The organism is Pseudarthrobacter sp. NIBRBAC000502772, from assembly GCF_006517235.1.
Taxonomy (GTDB): Bacteria; Actinomycetota; Actinomycetes; order Actinomycetales; family Micrococcaceae; genus Arthrobacter.
In genome coordinates, this window is the sequence record NZ_CP041188.1 from 1,001,043 (window position 1) to 1,018,949 (window position 17,907).

Below are 17,907 nucleotides of genomic sequence, written 5' to 3' on the forward strand. Positions count from 1 at the left end.
CGCGCGCGCAATCAGCTAATGTAAGCGCTTGCATCAAATGTCTGACATGTGGCATTTCGGTCGTGAAACACGGTTTGGCAGGCCCTCGCCGGGTGCCTAGCGTAGAGGCGGGCCAGGGAAGAGATATCGTTCCTGGCCACGCACGGGGCCCTACCCAAGCCCCGTATCCCTCGATACAACGGCGTCCTCGATGACGCCTGTTGTGTCGTCGGGTCGCTGGAGTTTCGGGGAACAGGGCACCAGCCCGCCTTCCACGAATAGTTACAACTCCGCGAGAAGAGCAAAAATGCACAAGCACCCCCAACCTGTCCGGATGCTGCGGTGGCGCCCTGCCGCCGCGGCACTGGCTGCAGCCGTAGTGGCATCGGTCTTCCTGGCCGTTCCCTCAGCGCAGGCCAACGAGCCGGCGGATCCGCCGGCCGCGCAGCAGATGCCGGCCCCCACCCCGGGCTTCCCCCTGCCCAGCACGCACAGCCAGCAGGCCTATGACCCGGCGTCGGACTTCACCTCGAAGTGGACCCGCGCGGACGCCAAGCAGATCATGGCCCAAAGCGACTCCACAGTGGCTCCCGGCGTGAACTCCATGAGCCCGGACGTCACCATGCCGGAGATCCCCGAAGACTTCCCCGCCATGAATGACGACGTCTGGGTCTGGGACACCTGGTCCCTCACGGACGAAAACGCGAACCAGATCAGCTACAAGGGCTGGGACGTCATCTTCTCCCTCGTCGCCGACCGCGACGCTGGCTACGGCTTCGACCAGCGCCACTGGAACGCCCGGATCGGCTACTTCTTCCGCAAGACCAACGCTGACCCGGCCACGGACAAGTGGAACTACGGCGGACACGTCTTCGCTGACGGCGCGTCCATCGGCAACACCGAGTGGTCCGGTTCCACCCGCCTGATGCAGGGCGACCACGTCAACGTGTTCTACACGGCCACCACGTTCTACGACGTGGCCGAGCGGAACGCCGGCGGCGGCGGCATCGCCCCTGACGCTGCCATCGCCAAGGCGCTCGGCAACATCCACGCCGACCAAAACGGCGTCACCTTCGACGGTTTCACGCACACCAAGCTCCTTGAGCCCGACGGCGAGATGTACCAGAACAAGGCCCAGAACCCCGGCTTCGCCTTCCGCGATCCGTACACGTTTGAGGACCCGGCACACCCCGGCAAGACCTACATGGTCTTCGAAGGCAACACCGGCGGCACCCGTGGAGAATACGAGTGCAAGGCCGAGGACCTCGGCTACCAGCCGGGAGACCCCAACGCCGAGAGCCTCAACGAGGTCAACAGCATCGGGGCCTACTACCAGACAGCCAACGTTGGCCTGGCAGTCGCGGACAACAAGGACCTGACCAAGTGGTCCTTCCTGCCGCCTATCCTGTCCGCGAACTGCGTCAACGACCAGACGGAACGCCCGCAGATCTTCATCCAGAACGAAGGCGGCAAGAACAAGTACTACCTGTTCACCATCAGCCACCAGTTCACCTACGCGGCCGGAATGCGCGGCCCTGACGGCGTCTACGGCTTCGCCGGCGACGGCATCCGGTCGGACTACCAGCCGATGAACAACAGCGGCCTGGCCCTGGCCTCGCCGACGGACCTGAACCTGCCGTCCGAATCCCCGGAAAGGCCAACCCCCAGCCAGAATGGCCGGCAGTTCCAGGCCTATTCGCACTACGTGCAGCCGGGCGGCCTCGTGCAGTCCTTCATCGACAACGTGAACGGTGTCCGCGGCGGATCCCTGTCACCCACCGTGAAGATCAACTTCCGCGACGGAATTTCACAGGTTGACCGCACCTTCGGCCAGAACGGCCTTGGCCCGTTCGGCTACCTGCCCACCAACCTCAACGTCGGCGGTGCCGGCCACTACAAGTGACCGGCATTACCGGTGACCGGCACCAGCAGTAGCCAGCACCTCCCCTGACCGGGGCGAAATCAGTAAACGGGGACGTCCGTGACATTCACGGGCGTCCCCGCCTCAAATTTTAGGATCCCCATGCTTTTCTTCGCCGCTTCCCGGCCGCACCTGAGCAGCCCGGACAGACGCAGGTCCAGCAGACCGGCCCTTTCCGCCGTCGTCGCCCTGCTCCTGGCGGTGACAGCCGCCGGCTGCACCCCTGATTCGCAGAACGTGAATCCCGACGCCGGGAGCCACCCTCCTGAGGGTTCCTCCCAAGGTGCCGCAACGCCGTCGGCCGGCGATCCCTGGCGTCCTGCGGCGCACCTGACGCCGTCAAAGAACTGGATGAATGATCCCAACGGCCTGGTGTACGAAGACGGCACCTACCACGCGTTCTACCAGTACAATCCGAAGGGCAACGACTGGGGCAACATGTCCTGGGGCCATTCCACCAGCACCGACCTGGTGCACTGGGAGGAAGAACCGGTGGCCATGGAGGCCACGGAGACCGAGGAAATCTTCTCCGGCTCGATCGTGGTGGACACTGACAACACCTCGGGGCTGGGCAGCAAGGACCAGCCGGCCATGGTCGCCCTATATACGAGTGCGTACAAGGAAAATGCCCCGCTGCCCAAGGGCTCCCAGGCCCAGTCCGTCGCGTACAGCCTTGACCACGGCCGCACCTGGAAGAAGTACCAGGACAATCCGGTGGTGGATCTGCAACCCTCTTCGCTGAACTTCCGCGATCCCAAAGTCACCTGGTACGAGCCGGGACAATACTGGGTCATGACCACCGTCGTGGCCGACGACCACGTGGTGAAGCTCTATAAATCCAAGGACCTGCTGCACTGGGACTTCCTCAGCGACTTCTCCGGTGTCGGCGCCCAGGGCGGACTGTGGGAGATGCCTGAACTCCTGGAGGTTCCCGTCGAAGGGACCAACGAGCGGCGCTGGGTCATGCTCCTCAGCATCAACCCAGGGGGCATAGCCGGCGGCTCAGGGATGCAGTACTTCACGGGAGAGTTCGACGGCGTGACGTTCCGCGCCCAGGGTGCCGCCAGTCCGGACGCTCCGCTGCAGGACCACCAATGGGTGGATTACGGCGCGGACTTCTACGCCGCCACCACCATCTCCGGAGCCCCCGGCGGCAAGCCCGTCCTCTTCGGCTGGATGGGGAACTGGGACTACGCCCAGAAGATGCCCACCACCCCGTGGCGCGGCGCCATGGCAATTCCCCGCGAACTGACGCTCTCCGGTGGCAGCAGCAACGGTAACGACGACGGCGGCAGGCCCGCCTTGCGCTCGTCCATCGCCGCTGCCCCCGCTGGAGTTTTGTCCAGCGGAGCTGCCTCCGAGCGGCAACTCACCGTTGCCGATGAAAGCAAGCCGCTGGGGGAGGACTTCTCCTCCAGGTCCCAACTCCTTGATGTTGAACTGACACCGGACGGTGCTGCGGAGGCCGGAATCAACCTGCGCGGGCTCAAGATCCGCTACCAGGCGCAGTCCGGCACGCTGACGGTTGACCGGTCCGGGGCAGGGACCTCAAACTTTTCGGACAAGTTCAGCCCCTACCACCAGGTGAGCGTCCCACTGGTGGACGGAAAACTGAAGCTGCGGATCCTGCTCGATACCTCCTCGGTGGAAGTGTTCGCCCCCGGAAGCGGCACTGTTGTCACAGACCTTTTCCTGCCCGACTGGTCCACCACTGACACGTCGGTGTTCAGCGAAGGCGGAAAGACCGGATTCACGCTGACCGGCCGGAAGCTGGCCTGACTCGCCACGGATTCCCGTGCGTTCCCACACGCAGGGGATAGGGTTGGGAACAACAGAAGGGGAAGTGTCTGATGGAATACCAGAACCCACAACCCGATGCGGGCGTCGAGCGCCAGCATGCTAACAGCAACCATGCCGCCAGCCAGGCGCCCGTTCCCGGTCACGGCCGCACCGTGATCGCTGAGACCGCCGTGGCAAAAGTTGCCGGCATTGCTGCCCGTGCCGTGCCCGGCGTCTATTCTTTGGGGTCGGCTCCGTCGCGTGCGCTGGGAGCCATCCGGGACGCCGTCGGCAGTTCGGACCACGCTGCAGGCGTCCGTGCCGAGGTGGGTGAGACGCAGGTGGCGGTGGACATCAGCCTGGTGGCCTCCTACGGGTCGCCCCTGCATTCGCTGGCCGATCAGGTCAGGGCAGCCGTTTACCGCGCGGTCGAGGAACTCGTCGGCCTGCAGGTCATTGAGGTGAACGTCGAAATAACCGATGTCTATGTGGCGCCGCCGGCGAAGGCCGGAGCCCCCGCCATCGCCGTCGCCGAGAGGGAGGCACTGCTGTGAATCTGACCGTTGTGGGCATCGCCATGGGCGCCTTCGTGGCGTTTATGTCCTTCCAGTTCGGGCTGTGGGGCTTCCTGGTCTCGCTCCTCTTTATGGCCATCGGCGCCCTCCTGGGCCGCGCAGCGGAAGGGAAACTGGACCTGCGCGGCGTCCTGGATGCCATCATCGGCCGGCGCTCCTCGTCATGACGTCAGCCGCACCGATCCAGGGCCGGGTCCTGAGCGGCCACAACCGCATCAGCACGCAGGCACTGACCAGCCTTGCCAGGACAGCGGCCGCGGAGGCCCTCGGTGTGGATCCCCATGATGTCCGGGCGGACTGGACGGACGACGACGGTCTGCTGGCGTTATCGCTGGTGTCACCTATCAGGATCCCGCCCCTGGCCACCGTGCTCAGGGACGCAGGCCGGGTCGCCACATTCGGCGGTTCCATTTGGGACCGGACGGTTGATGCCAAAGCCAGGATCCTTTCGACGGTCACGGCCCTCAGCGGTGCCCGTCTGAGCAGGGTGGATATCCGTATCAGCGGCGTTAAGCCGATCGAGGGAGGCAGGGTCCAGTGAGCGGCGGAACAGTGGACGGGGACCTGGCGGATTCGAGGCCAACAAGCCGCGCCCGGGCCCAGCCGCAACCTGACATGCGCAGGGTCGTTTACCGGGAAACCCATTCCACCCGGGCAGCGGTGGCAACAGTGGCGGCCGTACTGGTAATGGGACTGGCCGGCTACGGTCTTCTCGAAGCGGCCGTGCACGCCATCGGACAGCCGGCTTGGCTGATCGAACCACAGCTGGCGGCGGAGCGCATCATTGCACTTCCGGCGGGTATCCCGCCGTTGCTGCTCGGTGCGAGCGGCGCCGTCGTAGCGATGGTGGGACTGTTTTTCCTGCTCAACGCCATCCTGCCGGGAAGACGCGCCCGGCACGTGCTGAACGGCACCACGCTGAACGGCACCGGATCTTCGTCCGCCGTGGTGGTCGATGACGAGGTCATCGCTTCCGCCCTGGCACGCAGCGCACGGCTCGTTGCCAATGTCACCCCGGAGCAGGTCATGGTGGTGGTGTCCCGGCGGCAGATTATCGTCAACGTGCGCCCCACCTCAGGGGTTCCAGTAGCGGAAGCGGCGGTGCTGGCCGCAGTCCAGGACGAACTCAGCGGGATGTCTCTGGTCCCGGAACCTGACGTCCGCGTGAACATTTCCACCGTAGGAGTGATTGGAGCATGACCGCCACACCCACGCTCCTCAACAGGATCCTGCTGGGCATCCTCGGACTCAAGCTGCTTGCCGTGGGCATCCTGCTCGTCCTGCTGGCCACCGTTCCACCCGTGGCAATCTGGTGGCATGCCTGGTCCGGATCAGCCTGGCGCAGCGTCAGCCAGGCCTTCGACAACACCCGCTTTCCGGGACGTCCGGAAAGCTGGCTCTGGATTGTGATGGCGCTTGCCCTGGTGGTTCTGATCGGCCTGATGGTTGCCTGGATCGCGCAGCAGGGCAAAGGCCGGAGCAACTTGCTGGTGGCCGAGTACGATCCCGGGACAGTTGCCGGGGATGTCCGGATCAGCGGTGGAGTAGCGGAACAGGCGTTGAAGCACGCCTTGGCTGAACGGCCCGATCTGGCGGGTGCCACGGTGGCTACATACGATGTCCAGGGCGGCCCTGCCTTGAAAATCCGGCTCCAGCCGCGCCAGGGCGTGGCGCCGCATCTCCTTGCGGCCGAGGTCTCTGCCCTGGTGGACGCCTTGGACCAAGTGGTGGGAAAACGGACACCCGTCCTGATTCACATTGGTGCTGGGGCCAGGACACGGTTCAGCCGCGCTGAGCGCGTCCGTTAGTGTGATCCGGGGGACATCTGTTCGTGCCGATGCCGGCGAATTTAGCCAGGCAACGGGCCACCACCACTGCCCGGATGGAATAACCGGGGAATCAAGGAGAACACCATGAGCGAGCAAGTAACTGGCAGCGGAGCGGCAAACGAAGGCGCGGCAGAAAAGGCCAAGGTATTCGCTGGCGAGGCTGCGGAGAACGTGAAGGAATTCGCTGGCGAGGCTGCGGAGAACGTGAAGGAATTCGCTGGCGAGGCTGCGGAGAACGTGAAGGAATTCGCTGGCGAGGCTGCGGAGAACGTGAAGGAATTCGCGGCCGAAGCTGGAGAAAACGTCAAGGAGTTCCTCGACGGCGACGTGGCTGAGAACGCCAAGGAACTCGCTGGCGATGTTGCTGAAAATGCCAAGGAACTGGCCGGCAGCGTGACCGAGAACGTGAAGGGCTTTGGCGCAAAGATCGCCGGTCTGTTCAAGGGCGGCAAGTAGGCCCAAGAGTAGAACAACGGGCTCATATTCCGCGAGCGTAACCGATTGCCGTACCGATATGCCCCTTCAGGAAGTCCTTCCTGAAGGGGCATATCTCTGCTCTGGGGACAACTTGAGGTGCCCCCTTCCGCAGTTCTCCGTCCTAGATCTCCTTTCGGACACGACGTGTGTAAGCGCTTGCATTCCTGGCCTGGGCTCGATTAGTGTGTGATTCACACCACGTGATGACGTACGTCACCTTAGTCTCACCTGTTGAAGTTCTGTAACTCACCGAGGAGTCCTCAGCATGAAAAACCGCAAATACCTGCTTCCGGTTGCTGCCACCGGAATTCTGGCACTGTCCCTGACAGCCTGTAGTCCCGGCGGGGGCGGTGGCGGCACCACCGGCAGTGACTGCTCTCCCTACGAGAGTTACGGCAAGCACGACGGCAAGACCGTCTCCGTCTACTCCACCATCGTGGACATCGAAGCTACCAATCTGGAAACCGCCTGGGCAACGTTTGAGGAATGCACCGGCGCAACCATCAAGTACGAGGGCAGCAAGGAATTCGAGACCCAGATCGGTGTCCGGGCCAAGGCTGGAAACGCCCCGGACGTCGCCATCTTCCCGCAGCCAGGCCTCCTGGCCGATCAGGCCAAGGCAGGCGGCCTGAAGCCGGCTCCGAAGGCAGTCTCGGATCTTGTGGACAAGAACTGGTCCGCTGACTGGAAGAAGTACGGCACGGTGGACGGGACCTTCTATGCGGCACCGATGCTCGCGAACGTCAAGGGTTACGTCTGGTACGCCCCGAAGACGTTCAAGGACAAGGGCTGGGAAGTTCCCAAGACCTGGGACGAAATGCTGACACTGTCCAAGAAGATCGCCGATGACGGCACCATGAAGCCGTGGTGTGCCGGCTTCGAATCCGGCGAAGCGACTGGCTGGCCGGGCACTGACTGGGTCGAGGATGTTGTCCTCCGCGCCCAGGGCCCCGAGGTCTACGACCAGTGGGTCACGCACGGAATTCCCTTCAACGACCCCAAGATTGTGGATGCGCTGAACCAGACCGGCGAGATCCTCCTGAACTCCGACTATGTCAACGGCGGATTTGGCGACGTTCGTTCAATCCTGACCACCGGCTTCGCGCAGGCAGGTCAGCCCGTCCTCGATGGCCAGTGCGCCATGCACCACCAGGCCAACTTCCAGGCAGCCAACTGGCCGGAAGGGACCGCTGTGGCTCCCGATGGCGACGTCTGGGCCTTCATGACGCCTCCGATCGACCCCAGCAAGGGCCAGGCAATCACCGGCGGCGGCGAGATGGTGGGCGCTTACAAGGACACCCCGGAGACGCAGGCCTTCCTGGCTTACTTGGCCAGCGCCGAGTTCGCCAACAACCGCGTCAAGCTCGGTGGCGTCATCAGTGCCAACAAGGGACTGGACCCGGCGAGTGCCCAGACGGAACTCGACAAGCAGTCCATCGCACTGCTCCAGGATCCGGACACCGTCTTCCGCTTCGACGGCTCTGACCTGATGCCGGGCGCTGTAGGCTCCAACTCCTTCTGGAAGGGCATCGTTGCATGGATCAACGGCACTCCCGCCCAGCAGGTTGCCGACAGCATCGAAGGCAGCTGGCCTAAGAGCTAACCTCCTTCGCATCGCGCCCTTGGGACATCAAGTCCCAAGGGCGCGATGTCGATTCCGAACAAACAGATCCACGCACACCACGGAGGTTGGGCAATGGAGTTTCTTGGAGGAAAATTTCTTCAAGTTTTTATCGCCTTGGCGGTTTTTGCCGCGCTAATTGGGCTGATCATGCTGATTGTGGACAGGGCTCCCAAATCAGTCAAAGACAAACTGACGATCGTTGGCTTTTTGGCGCCGGCGGCAATCCTGATGCTGGTCGGCCTGGTTTATCCCGCCGTGCAGACATCATTCCTGGCATTCACGAATGCCTCCGGCCAACCCAACGGAGTCGATAACTTCGTCTGGATGTTTACCCAGCCCGAGGCGCTGGCCACCCTCCGCAACACGGTGATCTGGACCGTTCTGGTGCCGTTGCTGTCCACGGTGTTCGGTCTCGCTTACGCGGTGTTCATTGACAAGGCGCGCGGCGAAAATGCCCTCAAAGCTTTGGTCTTTATGCCGGTGGGCATCTCGATGGTGGGCGCCGGCATCATCTGGAAGCTTGTGTACGACTACCGCGGCCCCGGCATTGAACAGACTGGCGTCGTTAACGCTGTGCGGGTTGCCCTGGGCATGGACCCCAAGCAATTCCTTCTTGATGCCCCGGAAAACACCATCTTCCTCATCATCGTGATGGTTTGGATCCAAACAGGCTTTGCCATGGTGATCCTCTCCGCTGCCATCAAGGGCGTGCCGGTGGAACTGGTTGAGGCGGCGCGCCTGGACGGTGCCAACCCCTGGCAGCAGTTCCGCAATGTGACGGTTCCCGGTATTCGGGGCGCTTTGGTGGTGGTGCTGACAACCATCACCATCGCCACCCTGAAAGTCTTCGACATTGTCCGCACCATGACGGCGGGCAACTATGACACGTCCGTGATCGCCAACGAGATGTACACACAGGCCTTCCGCGCCGGCGAACCGGGCAGGGGTGCGGCGCTGGCCCTCGTCCTGTTCCTTCTCGTCCTGCCCATAGTGGTCTACAACGCCCGCGTACTTCGTCAGCAAAGGGAAATCCGATGACCGTCATGCCAGCGCCGGATGAGGCGGCCAACTCTTCCCGGACCCAGTCACGCAAAGACAAAGGCCGTCCCGCGACGCCGGAGGATTCCGCACCGATCATGCGGCGCGTCAAGACCAAGCTCACGTCACGCTGGGCCACTGCGGCCGCCGTGATCATTGCGACGATCTGGACCGTGCCCACCTTCGGTCTCCTGGTATCCTCCATCCGTCCCGCGGCCAAGCAGGTGGGCCCGCGCTCGGATGGCTGGTGGAACTTCTTTGCCGACTGGGATTTTACTTTCAAGCACTACGTCGACGTCACGGCAGCAGCCGGATCGCAGTCTGCGAACCTTTCGCAGTACTTCATCAACTCCCTGGCGATTGTCATCCCGGTGACCGTCTTTGTTCTGGTGCTCGCCTCCATGGCGGCCTACATCTTCGCCTGGGGCAACTTCAGGGGCCGCGAGGCTACGTTCATCTTCGTGTTCGCGTTGCAGATCATTCCCCTGCAGATGGCACTCATCCCGCTGTTGTCATTGTTCACGCAGGTCCTGAAGCTCCCGCCCGGGTCCTATGCCCAGCTGTGGATCGCCCACACCATGTTTGGACTCCCGTTGGGCATCTTCCTGCTGCATAACTTCATCTCGGAGATCCCGGGCGAAGTGATCGAGGCCGCGAAGGTGGACGGGGCAGGACACACCACCATTTTCTGGCGGATCATCCTGCCGTTGTCCGTGCCGGCTCTGGCATCCCTGGCCATCTTCCAGTTCCTGTGGGTCTGGAATGACCTGCTGGTGGCCTTGGTGTTCTCGGGTGGAACGGCGGACGTAGCGCCCATCACCCAGCGGCTCGCTGAGATCTCCGGTACCCGCGGCAACAGGGACTTCCTGAACCCTGCCGCCGCGTTCGTCTCGATCATTGTCCCGCTGGCGGTGTTCCTTGGCCTGCAGCGCTTCTTTGTCCGTGGTCTCCTGGCCGGCGGCCTCAAGGGCTGACCGGGCTATGGGCTGATCCGCGTAGGCTGATCGGACGCAAGGGGAGGCAGGCAGGTAACACTGTAACGTCGGGCGGCCCGCAACCTAGCATGGCTTGGGGGCAACTGCATAGCGGAAATTAGGTTGGAACCCATGAGGGGAAACGGTGGCACGCATGGCTGAGAGGTCTCAACGGGGTGGCCACAGCGGCGTCAGCATTGAGGACGTGGCAGCAGCCGCAGGCGTCTCCACCGCCACCGTTTCCCGGGCCGTACGCGGGCTTCCCAGAGTTTCGCCCGCCACCAGGGAGAAGATCCTCGAGGTGGCGGGTGCTTTGGGTTATGTGGCGTCGTCGTCCGCGTCAGGTCTGGCCACCGGCCGCACCAAGACCATTGGCGTCCTGGCACCGTTCGTGAGCCGCTGGTTCTTCTCCAAGGCCATTGAGGGCGCGGACCGCGAACTTCACGCCCGCCACTACAATCTTTCCCTCTTCAACCTGGGCGGTCACGGCAGCAACCGGGAACGCCTGTTCAGCAAGACCATGGTTTACAAACAGATTGACGCCCTGCTTGTCCTTTGTATGGCGCTCAGCCACGAGGAGCTGGACCATCTCCAGAAGATTGATATCCCGCTGATCGTGGTGGGCGGTCATGTCGAGGAGTGCGCGTACATCGGCATCGACGACTACGCCGCTGCCTCCACCGCCGTCCGGCACCTGATCGACCTCGGCCACCGCGACATTGCCCTCCTGCACGGCGACGACGAAACGGACCTTAACTTCGACGTTCCCCGCGTGCGGATCCTGGCTTTCAAGGACGTCATGGCAGGAGCCGGGCTGCCCACCCGCCCCGAGTGGGACGAATGGGGAGACTTCACGGTCCGCAGCGGTCAGGAGGCCTTCCGCCGCCTCTGGGCCCGGTCAGGCCCCAAGCCAACCGCCATCTTCTGCGCCTCCGACGAAATGGCCATGGGCGTCATCTTCGAAGCCACACGCGTAGGCGTGCGGGTCCCTGAGGACCTCTCGGTGGTGGGCATCGATGACCACGATTTCGCCGACGCGATGGGCCTGACCACAGTGGGACAACGGCCCGACGAACAGGCCGAGCTGGCCACCAAGATGCTCATCGATGAACTGGACGGCACAGTCGGGGCGGTCCGGTCCGCCGTCGCGCCCCACCAGCTAATCGTCAGGAGTACGACGGCGCCGCCTCCTTCGTGAGGAGGCGCGGCGCCGCATCTGATCCAGGAAGCCTCGGTCAGGACGCGCGGGCGAGCTGCCGGATGGGAATCCAGCGGGAAGCCAGCCTGCGGTAGGCCGCCGCGGCGCCCGTCATGTCGCCCTCTGCCAGGCATTCGATGCCCAGCCGGATGTCCATGGGCGACTCGTCCGGGTACACCTTGTCCGCCACGGCGCCGTAGTCGAGTTCCACCATGGAATTGACGTGGAACTGCTCCAGCCATTCGGTCAGCTGCGCGAGGTCGTCCAGCATGTCCAGGTCCGGGGCCGCCAGCGCCAGGTGGGCCACGGCGTACCGTGCCCGCTCCATGGCTTCGGTGATGGGAGCCCACACCCGGACGGTGAGGATGCGCCCGCCCGATTCCACCACGTCCTTATGGTCGCCTTCCATAAACAGCGAGAACCAGCTGAAGGGGATGCCCCACGTGGAGGCGCGGGTATGCACACGGATGGCGCCGTCACGGGCTTTGACCTGGTCAATGCGTTCCTGGTGCTTGTCCCGCTGCTCCTCCGGAATCAGCATTTCGGCCAGCGGGCCGTGGATGCCTTCCATGAGGGCATTGGCGGCGAGGCCGGCGCGCAGGACCAGCTGGCTGGGGCAGTACAGCAGGACGCGCCCGGACCCAGCGTCACCCCCACTGTCGCCCCCAGCGTCAGGCCCAAGGCCGGAACCGGCGCCTATCCCGGTACCCAAGCCTGACTCGGCACCCGGGCCGGCGGCAGCACCGGCGTCGGACGTTCCTGGCTGCGGGGTCCGCCCGGGGGGTACACCGGGGATGCTCGTGACCCGGACCAGATCCGTCCGCCCGGTGGGGAAGGGATCCCCGCCGGAGCGGGTGATCCGGCCCAGCGAGGCCAGCAGTTCGGCGTTTTCGACGGCGGCCCGCGAGGCTGTGCGGGCACCGGCGGTCCGGATGGCCTCCCGCTGTCCTTCCGGGAAGGCTTCCAGCGGTTCGTAGACGCGCAGGGTGGAGGAGAACGGCAGCCCGGCCTGGCCCCGGTAGAGGTTTCCCGTCATTACAGTCTCCCTTCCTGGGCCCCGGCCGCAGCCGTCAGTCCGCCAGTTCCACCAGAACGGGGGCGTGGTCCGAGGCGCCCTTGCCCTTGCGTTCCTCGCGGTCAATCGACGCGCCCGTGACGCGGGCCGCCAACGCGGGGGAGCCCAGGACAAAGTCAATGCGCATCCCCTCCTTTTTGGGGAAGCGCAGCTGGGTGTAATCCCAGTACGTGTACACGCCGGGACCGGGGGTGTACTCGCGTGCCACGTCCTTGAATCCGGCCTCTTCAAAGGCGTGGAACGCAGCGCGTTCCGGCGGGCTGACATGGGTGTACTTGTTATTGACGAAAAGGTCGATGTCCCAGACGTCGTCGTCGAACGGCGCAATGTTCCAGTCGCCCATGAGGGCTACCTGAGCTGTCGGGTCGGCGGCCACCAGGCCCTGGGCGTGGGTCTTCAGGGATTCAAGCCACTTGATCTTGTACGGCATGTGTTCGTCGTCCAGGGAGCGGCCGTTGGGCACGTAGAGGCTCCAGACCCGGACGCCGCCGCAGGTCGCGGCCATGGCGCGGGCTTCCTGGACGGGGTCCTTGCCTTCTTTCCCGAACGGAGGCTGGTCCAGGAAGGTGCGCTCGACGTCTTCCAGGCCTACCCGGGACGCGATGGCCACGCCGTTCCACTGGTTCACACCGAAGTGGGCCACCTCGTAGCCCATGCGTTCGAAAAGTTCCCAGGGGAAGTTTTCGTCCTTGCATTTGGTCTCCTGGATGGCCAGGACGTCGCAATCGCTGCGCTGCAGCCAGGCCTCCACACGGTCGGCGCGGGCACGGAGGGAGTTCACATTCCAGGTAGCAATCTTCACAGTCCCTAACTTACCGAACTTGTTGCCCGGAGGCGTTGCCGTGGCTGGAACGTGCCCGCGAAGACGGGGCACTATGGCGCGGACACGCCGTCGAATCGCGTTTTGAGGGCCCAGATCCACGTCAAAGTGCCCCGGGACGGTGTGCCGCAACAAATGCCGACGACGGCGGCAGCGTGTGCCACGAGGGTTTTGGGGCAGTCTGGAATTTAGTAGGAAGTCCGAGTATATTCGCTTGCAGAGATGACCTGGATCACATGCGAAGGAGCATTGCATCATGGTGCGCGAACTATCCCATTACGTAGACGGCCAGCGGGTGACGGGGACCTCCGGCCGCTACAGTGACGTTTTTGACCCCTGCACGGGCCAAGTGCAGGCGCGCCTGCCCCTCGCCAGCGCGGAGGAGGTCCGGAACGTGGTGGCTGCCGCGGAGAAAGCGCAGGTCCAGTGGGGCGCCATGAACCCGCAGCGCCGCGGCCGGATCTTGCTTAAGTTTGTTGACCTCGTCAACGAGAACATGGACGAACTGGCCACCCTGCTCTCCTCCGAACACGGGAAGACCTTCGCCGATTCCAAGGGCGATATCCAGCGCGGCATTGAAGTGGTGGAGTTCGCGGCGGGCGCCCCCCACCTGCTCAAAGGCGAGTTCTCCGACGACGCCGGTGCAGGCATCGACGTCCACTCGCTGCGCCAGCCACTCGGGGTGGTCGCGGGTATCACCCCGTTCAATTTCCCGGCCATGATCCCGCTGTGGAAGTCCGGTCCGGCCCTCGCCGCCGGCAACGCCTTCATCCTCAAGCCCTCCGAGCGGGACCCCTCGGTTCCCCTGCGTCTGGCCGAACTGTTCACCGAAGCCGGGTTGCCGGACGGTGTGTTCAACGTGGTCAATGGGGACAAGGAAGCCGTTGACGGGCTGCTGGAAGATCCCCGTGTGAAGGCCATCGGCTTTGTGGGTTCAACGCCCATCGCCCAGTACATCTACGCCACCGCGGCCGCCCACGGAAAGCGCGCCCAGTGCTTTGGCGGGGCCAAGAACCACATGGTGATCATGCCGGACGCGGATCTGGACATGGCCGCCGATGCCCTGATCGGCGCCGGATTCGGTTCCGCGGGCGAGCGCTGCATGGCCATTTCCGTGGCCGTCCCGGTGGGGGAGAAAACCGCGGACGCCCTGGTATCCAAGCTGACAGAGCGCGTGAAGCACCTGCGGGTGGGCCACAGCCTGGACAAGGACTCGGACTTCGGGCCCGTGGTGGCGGCGAGTGCCAAGGAACGGATCGAGGGCTACATCCAGTCCGGCGTGGACGAGGGTGCCACCCTGCTGGCCGACGGGCGCGGCCTCACGGTGGAAGGCTATGACGACGGCTTCTGGGTAGGCCCCACGCTCTTCGACCACGTCACCAAGGACATGAAGATCTACCAGGAGGAAATCTTCGGCCCCGTCCTCAGCGTGCTCCGCGCCGCCGATTACGACGAAGCCCTCCGGCTGTGTTCCGAGCACGAATTCGGCAACGGCGTGGCCATCTTCACACGCGACGGCGACGCCGCCCGGGACTTCGCCAGCCGGGTGGAGGTGGGCATGGTGGGCATCAACGTCCCCATCCCCGTCCCCATCGCCTATTACACGTTTGGCGGCTGGAAAGCGTCCGGTTTCGGCGACCTGAACCAGCATGGCGCCGATGCGTTCCGTTTCTACACCAAGACCAAAACGGTCACCACGCGCTGGCCGTCGGGGATCCGCCAGGGCGCCAGCTTCATCATGCCGGAAGGCAGCTGATGACAGAGGTTCTGTTCGAGAAGCGCGGCCACCTGGGCATCATCACGCTCAACCGGCCCAAGGCCGTCAACGCCCTGAACGCCGGCATGGTGGACGCCATGCTGGCGCAGCTCACTGCCTGGGCGGACGACGACGGCGTGGCCACAGTCCTGGTGCGCGGCGCCGGTGAGCGTGGCCTCTGCGCCGGGGGTGACATTGTGGCGATCTACCGGGACATCCTCGGCGGCGGTGCGGAAACTGCTGACTTCTGGCAGAACGAATACCGGCTGAACTCCCTCATCGCCGCGTACCCCAAGCCCTATGTGGCCTTTATGGACGGACTGGTGCTCGGCGGCGGCGTGGGAATCTCCGCGCACGGCTCCGTGCGGGTGGTCACCGAACGGACCCGGACGGGAATGCCGGAGACCACCATCGGGTTTGTGCCCGACGTCGGCGGGACCTGGCTGCTGGCGAGGTCACCTGGAGAGACCGGCACCCATGCCGCGCTGACCGGAGCCCACCTGACCGGGGCGGATGCGCTGTTCCTGGGCCTCGCGGACCACTTTGTCCCGTCCGGGAGCCTGCCGGAGCTGGCGGCCGCGCTCGAACACGAAAGTGCGGAAGCCGCCGTCGTACGTTTTGCCCAGAGCCCGCCGCCCTCCGGGCTGGAGGCGCAGCGCGGCTGGATCGATGCCGCCTACGCCAGTGACGACGTGGAGGACATTGTCCGGCGGCTGCGGACGCTGGATGAGGCCCCGGGCGGTGCGTCGGGCGGGGAGCCTGCGGCCGAAGCGGCCGAGGCCGCCACCACCATCGAAGCGAAGTCGCCGACGGCTGTGAAGGTGGCCCTGGAGTCCCTCCGCCGGGCCAAAGGACTGACGTTGGACGAGGCGCTGGCGCAGGAATACCGCGTGGGGCTCCGGTTCCTGGTTGCGCCCGACTTCCGCGAAGGGATCCGGGCGCAGGTGGTGGACAAGGACCGCGATCCGCATTGGAAGCCGGCCACGCTGCACGAGGTGCACGCGACGGACATCGAACGGTTCTTCGCGCCGCTGGGGGACCGGGAACTCAACCTGCACACAAAGGAGCCGGACAATGCCTGAACAAACCACCGTCGCTTTCCTGGGCCTGGGCCACATGGGCGGGCCCATGGCAGTGAACCTGGTCCGGGCCGGCTACACCGTGGCGGGCTTCGACGTGGTCCCCGCCGCGCTGGACGCCGCCCAAACACACGGCGTCCCCACGGCGGCCAGTCCGCTGGACGCCATCGCCGGTGCCGCCGTGGTGCTGACCATGTTCCCCAGCGGACAGCATGTGCTGGACGCCTACCGCGGCGCGGAGGGACAGCCGGGCCTGCTGGCCGAGGCCAAGCCGGGGACCATGTTCCTGGACTGCTCCACCATCAACGTTGACGAGGCACGCGAAGCCTCCGCACTCGCCATTGCGGCCGGCCACCGTGCCGTGGATGCCCCGGTCTCGGGCGGTGTGGTGGGTGCGGAAGCCGGCACGCTGACCTTTATGGTGGGCGGCGAAACGGAGGACTTCGAGGCGGTCCGGCCCCTGCTCGAGGTGATGGGAAAACGGGTGGTCCACTGCGGCGGGCACGGCGGCGGCCAGGCCGCCAAGATCTGCAACAACCTCATCCTGGGGGTCTCCATGATCGCGGTCAGCGAAGCCTTTGTGCTGGGCGAGAAGCTGGGCCTGACGCACCAGGCGCTGTTCGACGTCGCCTCCAACGCCTCCGGGCAATGCTGGGCCCTGACTACCAACTGCCCCGTGCCCGGACCGGTCCCCACCAGCCCCGCCAACCGCGACTACCAGCCGGGCTTCGCGGGGGCGCTGATGGCCAAGGACCTGCGGCTGGCGCTGAATGCGCTGGAAAGTACCGGGGTGGCGGCCCGGCTGGGACCGCTCGCCTCGGAAATCTACGATACGTTTGCCGCTGAAGGCGGAGCCGGCCGGGACTTCTCCGGAATCATCACCGATATCCGCGACAAATCGCAGCACTAGCACCATTTCCAGCACTGGCAACACGCGAAAACCATCTGCAGCACTGGCAACTCTGCAGCACGAACAACACGCGAAAACAGCTGAAAGGTCAGGCATGACGGAGTACACGAACATCCTTGTGGAACAGCGCGGCCGGGTAGGGCTGGTCACGCTCAACCGGCCGGAGGCGCTCAACGCCCTGGACAAAGCCACCATGGACCAGCTCGTGGCAGCCGTCGCCGCCATGGACGCCGACCCCGGCGTGGGCGCGGTGGTGATCACCGGCTCGACCAAGGCGTTCGCCGCGGGTGCCGACATCAAGGAAATGGCCTCGCAGGGCTACATGGACATGTACGCCGCAGACTGGTTCCGGGGCTGGGAGGACTTCACCCGGCTGCGGATCCCGGTCATCGCGGCCGTGTCCGGCTTCGCCCTGGGCGGCGGCTGCGAGCTGGCCATGATGTGCGATTTCATCATCGCCGGGGACAACGCCAAGTTCGGCCAGCCGGAGATCAACCTCGGCGTGCTGCCGGGCATGGGCGGTTCGCAGCGGCTCACCCGCGCCGTGGGCAAGGCCAAGGCCATGGACATGATCCTCACCGGGCGCTTCATCGGCGCCGAGGAGGCTGAACGCTCCGGACTAGTCTCGCGCGTGGTGCCCGCGGAGAATGTGGTGGAGGAGGCGCTGAAGGCCGCGGAGGTCATCGCGTCCAAGTCCAAGCCCGTGGCCATGCTTGCGAAGGAAGCCGTCAACGCGGCCTTTGAAACGGGACTCGCCCAGGGTGTCCTGTTCGAACGCCGGATCTTCCACTCCCTCTTTGCCAGCGAGGACCAGAAGGAAGGCATGGCCGCCTTTACGGAAAAACGGCAGCCCGAGTTCACCCACCGCTGACC

Annotated in this window: 18 protein-coding genes; 16 read left to right on the plus strand and 2 right to left on the minus strand. The window is 64.7% G+C overall.

The genetic code is table 11. The features are described from left to right. Positions 1-286 precede the first annotated feature (286 nt). The 12 genes from NIBR502772_RS04715 to NIBR502772_RS04770 all read left to right on the plus strand — a co-directional run bounded on the left by NIBR502772_RS04715 (position 287) and on the right by NIBR502772_RS04770 (position 11,394). Positions 287-1,882, plus strand: a complete 1,596-nt coding sequence (locus NIBR502772_RS04715) for a glycoside hydrolase family 68 protein (RefSeq protein ID WP_141139281.1) — start codon at positions 287-289, stop codon at positions 1,880-1,882. A gap of 120 nt (positions 1,883-2,002) precedes the next feature. Further along, positions 2,003-3,679, plus strand: coding sequence for a glycoside hydrolase family 32 protein (locus NIBR502772_RS04720; RefSeq protein WP_141139282.1), 1,677 nt, complete (start codon positions 2,003-2,005; stop codon positions 3,677-3,679). Positions 3,680-3,750: 71 nt separating this feature from the next. Then, positions 3,751-4,233: an Asp23/Gls24 family envelope stress response protein gene (locus NIBR502772_RS04725; protein WP_141139283.1), complete on the plus strand. Its 483-nt coding sequence runs from the start codon at positions 3,751-3,753 to the stop codon at positions 4,231-4,233. Further along, positions 4,230-4,421, plus strand: a complete 192-nt coding sequence (locus NIBR502772_RS04730) for a hypothetical protein (RefSeq protein ID WP_111907359.1) — start codon at positions 4,230-4,232, stop codon at positions 4,419-4,421. Before NIBR502772_RS04725 ends, NIBR502772_RS04730 begins: the two co-directional genes overlap by 4 nt. Then, positions 4,418-4,795, plus strand: coding sequence for a hypothetical protein (locus tag NIBR502772_RS04735; protein WP_141139284.1), 378 nt, complete (start codon positions 4,418-4,420; stop codon positions 4,793-4,795). The genes NIBR502772_RS04730 and NIBR502772_RS04735 overlap by 4 nt, the downstream gene beginning before the upstream one ends. Before the next feature lie 74 nt (positions 4,796-4,869). Then, complete coding sequence (locus NIBR502772_RS04740; RefSeq protein ID WP_246848768.1) at positions 4,870-5,454, plus strand: DUF6286 domain-containing protein; 585 nt, start codon at positions 4,870-4,872, stop codon at positions 5,452-5,454. Further along, positions 5,451-6,062 (plus strand): hypothetical protein, encoded by a 612-nt coding sequence (locus NIBR502772_RS04745; RefSeq protein ID WP_141139285.1) that lies wholly within the window; start codon positions 5,451-5,453, stop codon positions 6,060-6,062. Before NIBR502772_RS04740 ends, NIBR502772_RS04745 begins: the two co-directional genes overlap by 4 nt. 105 nt (positions 6,063-6,167) lie before the next feature. Then, positions 6,168-6,539, plus strand: a complete 372-nt coding sequence (locus NIBR502772_RS04750) for a hypothetical protein (RefSeq protein WP_141139286.1) — start codon at positions 6,168-6,170, stop codon at positions 6,537-6,539. A gap of 286 nt (positions 6,540-6,825) precedes the next feature. Next, entirely contained in the window at positions 6,826-8,163 is a 1,338-nt protein-coding gene (locus NIBR502772_RS04755; RefSeq protein WP_141139287.1) for an ABC transporter substrate-binding protein, read from the plus strand. A gap of 93 nt (positions 8,164-8,256) precedes the next feature. Further along, positions 8,257-9,222, plus strand: a complete 966-nt coding sequence (locus NIBR502772_RS04760) for a carbohydrate ABC transporter permease (RefSeq protein ID WP_056348751.1) — start codon at positions 8,257-8,259, stop codon at positions 9,220-9,222. Continuing rightward, positions 9,219-10,196 carry a carbohydrate ABC transporter permease gene (locus NIBR502772_RS04765; protein WP_141139288.1) on the plus strand — a complete coding sequence of 326 codons (978 nt, stop codon included), beginning with the start codon at positions 9,219-9,221 and terminating at the stop codon, positions 10,194-10,196. The genes NIBR502772_RS04760 and NIBR502772_RS04765 overlap by 4 nt, the downstream gene beginning before the upstream one ends. 145 nt (positions 10,197-10,341) lie before the next feature. Then, on the plus strand, positions 10,342-11,394 hold the full coding sequence (locus tag NIBR502772_RS04770; protein WP_141139289.1) for a LacI family DNA-binding transcriptional regulator: 1,053 nt from the start codon (positions 10,342-10,344) through the stop codon (positions 11,392-11,394). A 37-nt stretch (positions 11,395-11,431) separates the two neighbouring features. On the opposite strand, the gene NIBR502772_RS04775 is transcribed toward NIBR502772_RS04770, so the two are convergent. Together NIBR502772_RS04775 and NIBR502772_RS04780 are read right to left on the minus strand one after the other, a co-directional pair. Next, a complete protein-coding gene (locus NIBR502772_RS04775) occupies positions 11,432-12,430 on the minus strand; it encodes a hypothetical protein (RefSeq protein ID WP_141139290.1) in 999 nt (332 codons plus the stop codon). Between the two features lie 34 nt (positions 12,431-12,464). Beyond that, positions 12,465-13,271 (minus strand): exodeoxyribonuclease III, encoded by an 807-nt coding sequence (locus NIBR502772_RS04780; RefSeq protein WP_141139291.1) that lies wholly within the window; start codon positions 13,269-13,271, stop codon positions 12,465-12,467. Positions 13,272-13,545: 274 nt separating this feature from the next. Here NIBR502772_RS04780 and NIBR502772_RS04785 point away from each other — a divergent pair, with 274 nt between their 5' ends. The 4 genes from NIBR502772_RS04785 (at position 13,546) to NIBR502772_RS04800 (ending at position 17,905) form a co-directional block, all read left to right on the plus strand. Continuing rightward, positions 13,546-15,045 (plus strand): CoA-acylating methylmalonate-semialdehyde dehydrogenase, encoded by a 1,500-nt coding sequence (locus NIBR502772_RS04785; protein WP_141139292.1) that lies wholly within the window; start codon positions 13,546-13,548, stop codon positions 15,043-15,045. Next, positions 15,045-16,127 (plus strand): enoyl-CoA hydratase/isomerase family protein, encoded by a 1,083-nt coding sequence (locus NIBR502772_RS04790; protein ID WP_141139293.1) that lies wholly within the window; start codon positions 15,045-15,047, stop codon positions 16,125-16,127. Before NIBR502772_RS04785 ends, NIBR502772_RS04790 begins: the two co-directional genes overlap by 1 nt. Continuing rightward, positions 16,120-17,034 carry a 3-hydroxyisobutyrate dehydrogenase gene (gene mmsB, locus NIBR502772_RS04795; protein ID WP_141139294.1) on the plus strand — a complete coding sequence of 305 codons (915 nt, stop codon included), beginning with the start codon at positions 16,120-16,122 and terminating at the stop codon, positions 17,032-17,034. The genes NIBR502772_RS04790 and mmsB overlap by 8 nt, the downstream gene beginning before the upstream one ends. Before the next feature lie 94 nt (positions 17,035-17,128). Beyond that, positions 17,129-17,905: an enoyl-CoA hydratase gene (locus NIBR502772_RS04800; protein WP_141139295.1), complete on the plus strand. Its 777-nt coding sequence runs from the start codon at positions 17,129-17,131 to the stop codon at positions 17,903-17,905. Positions 17,906-17,907 lie beyond the last annotated feature (2 nt).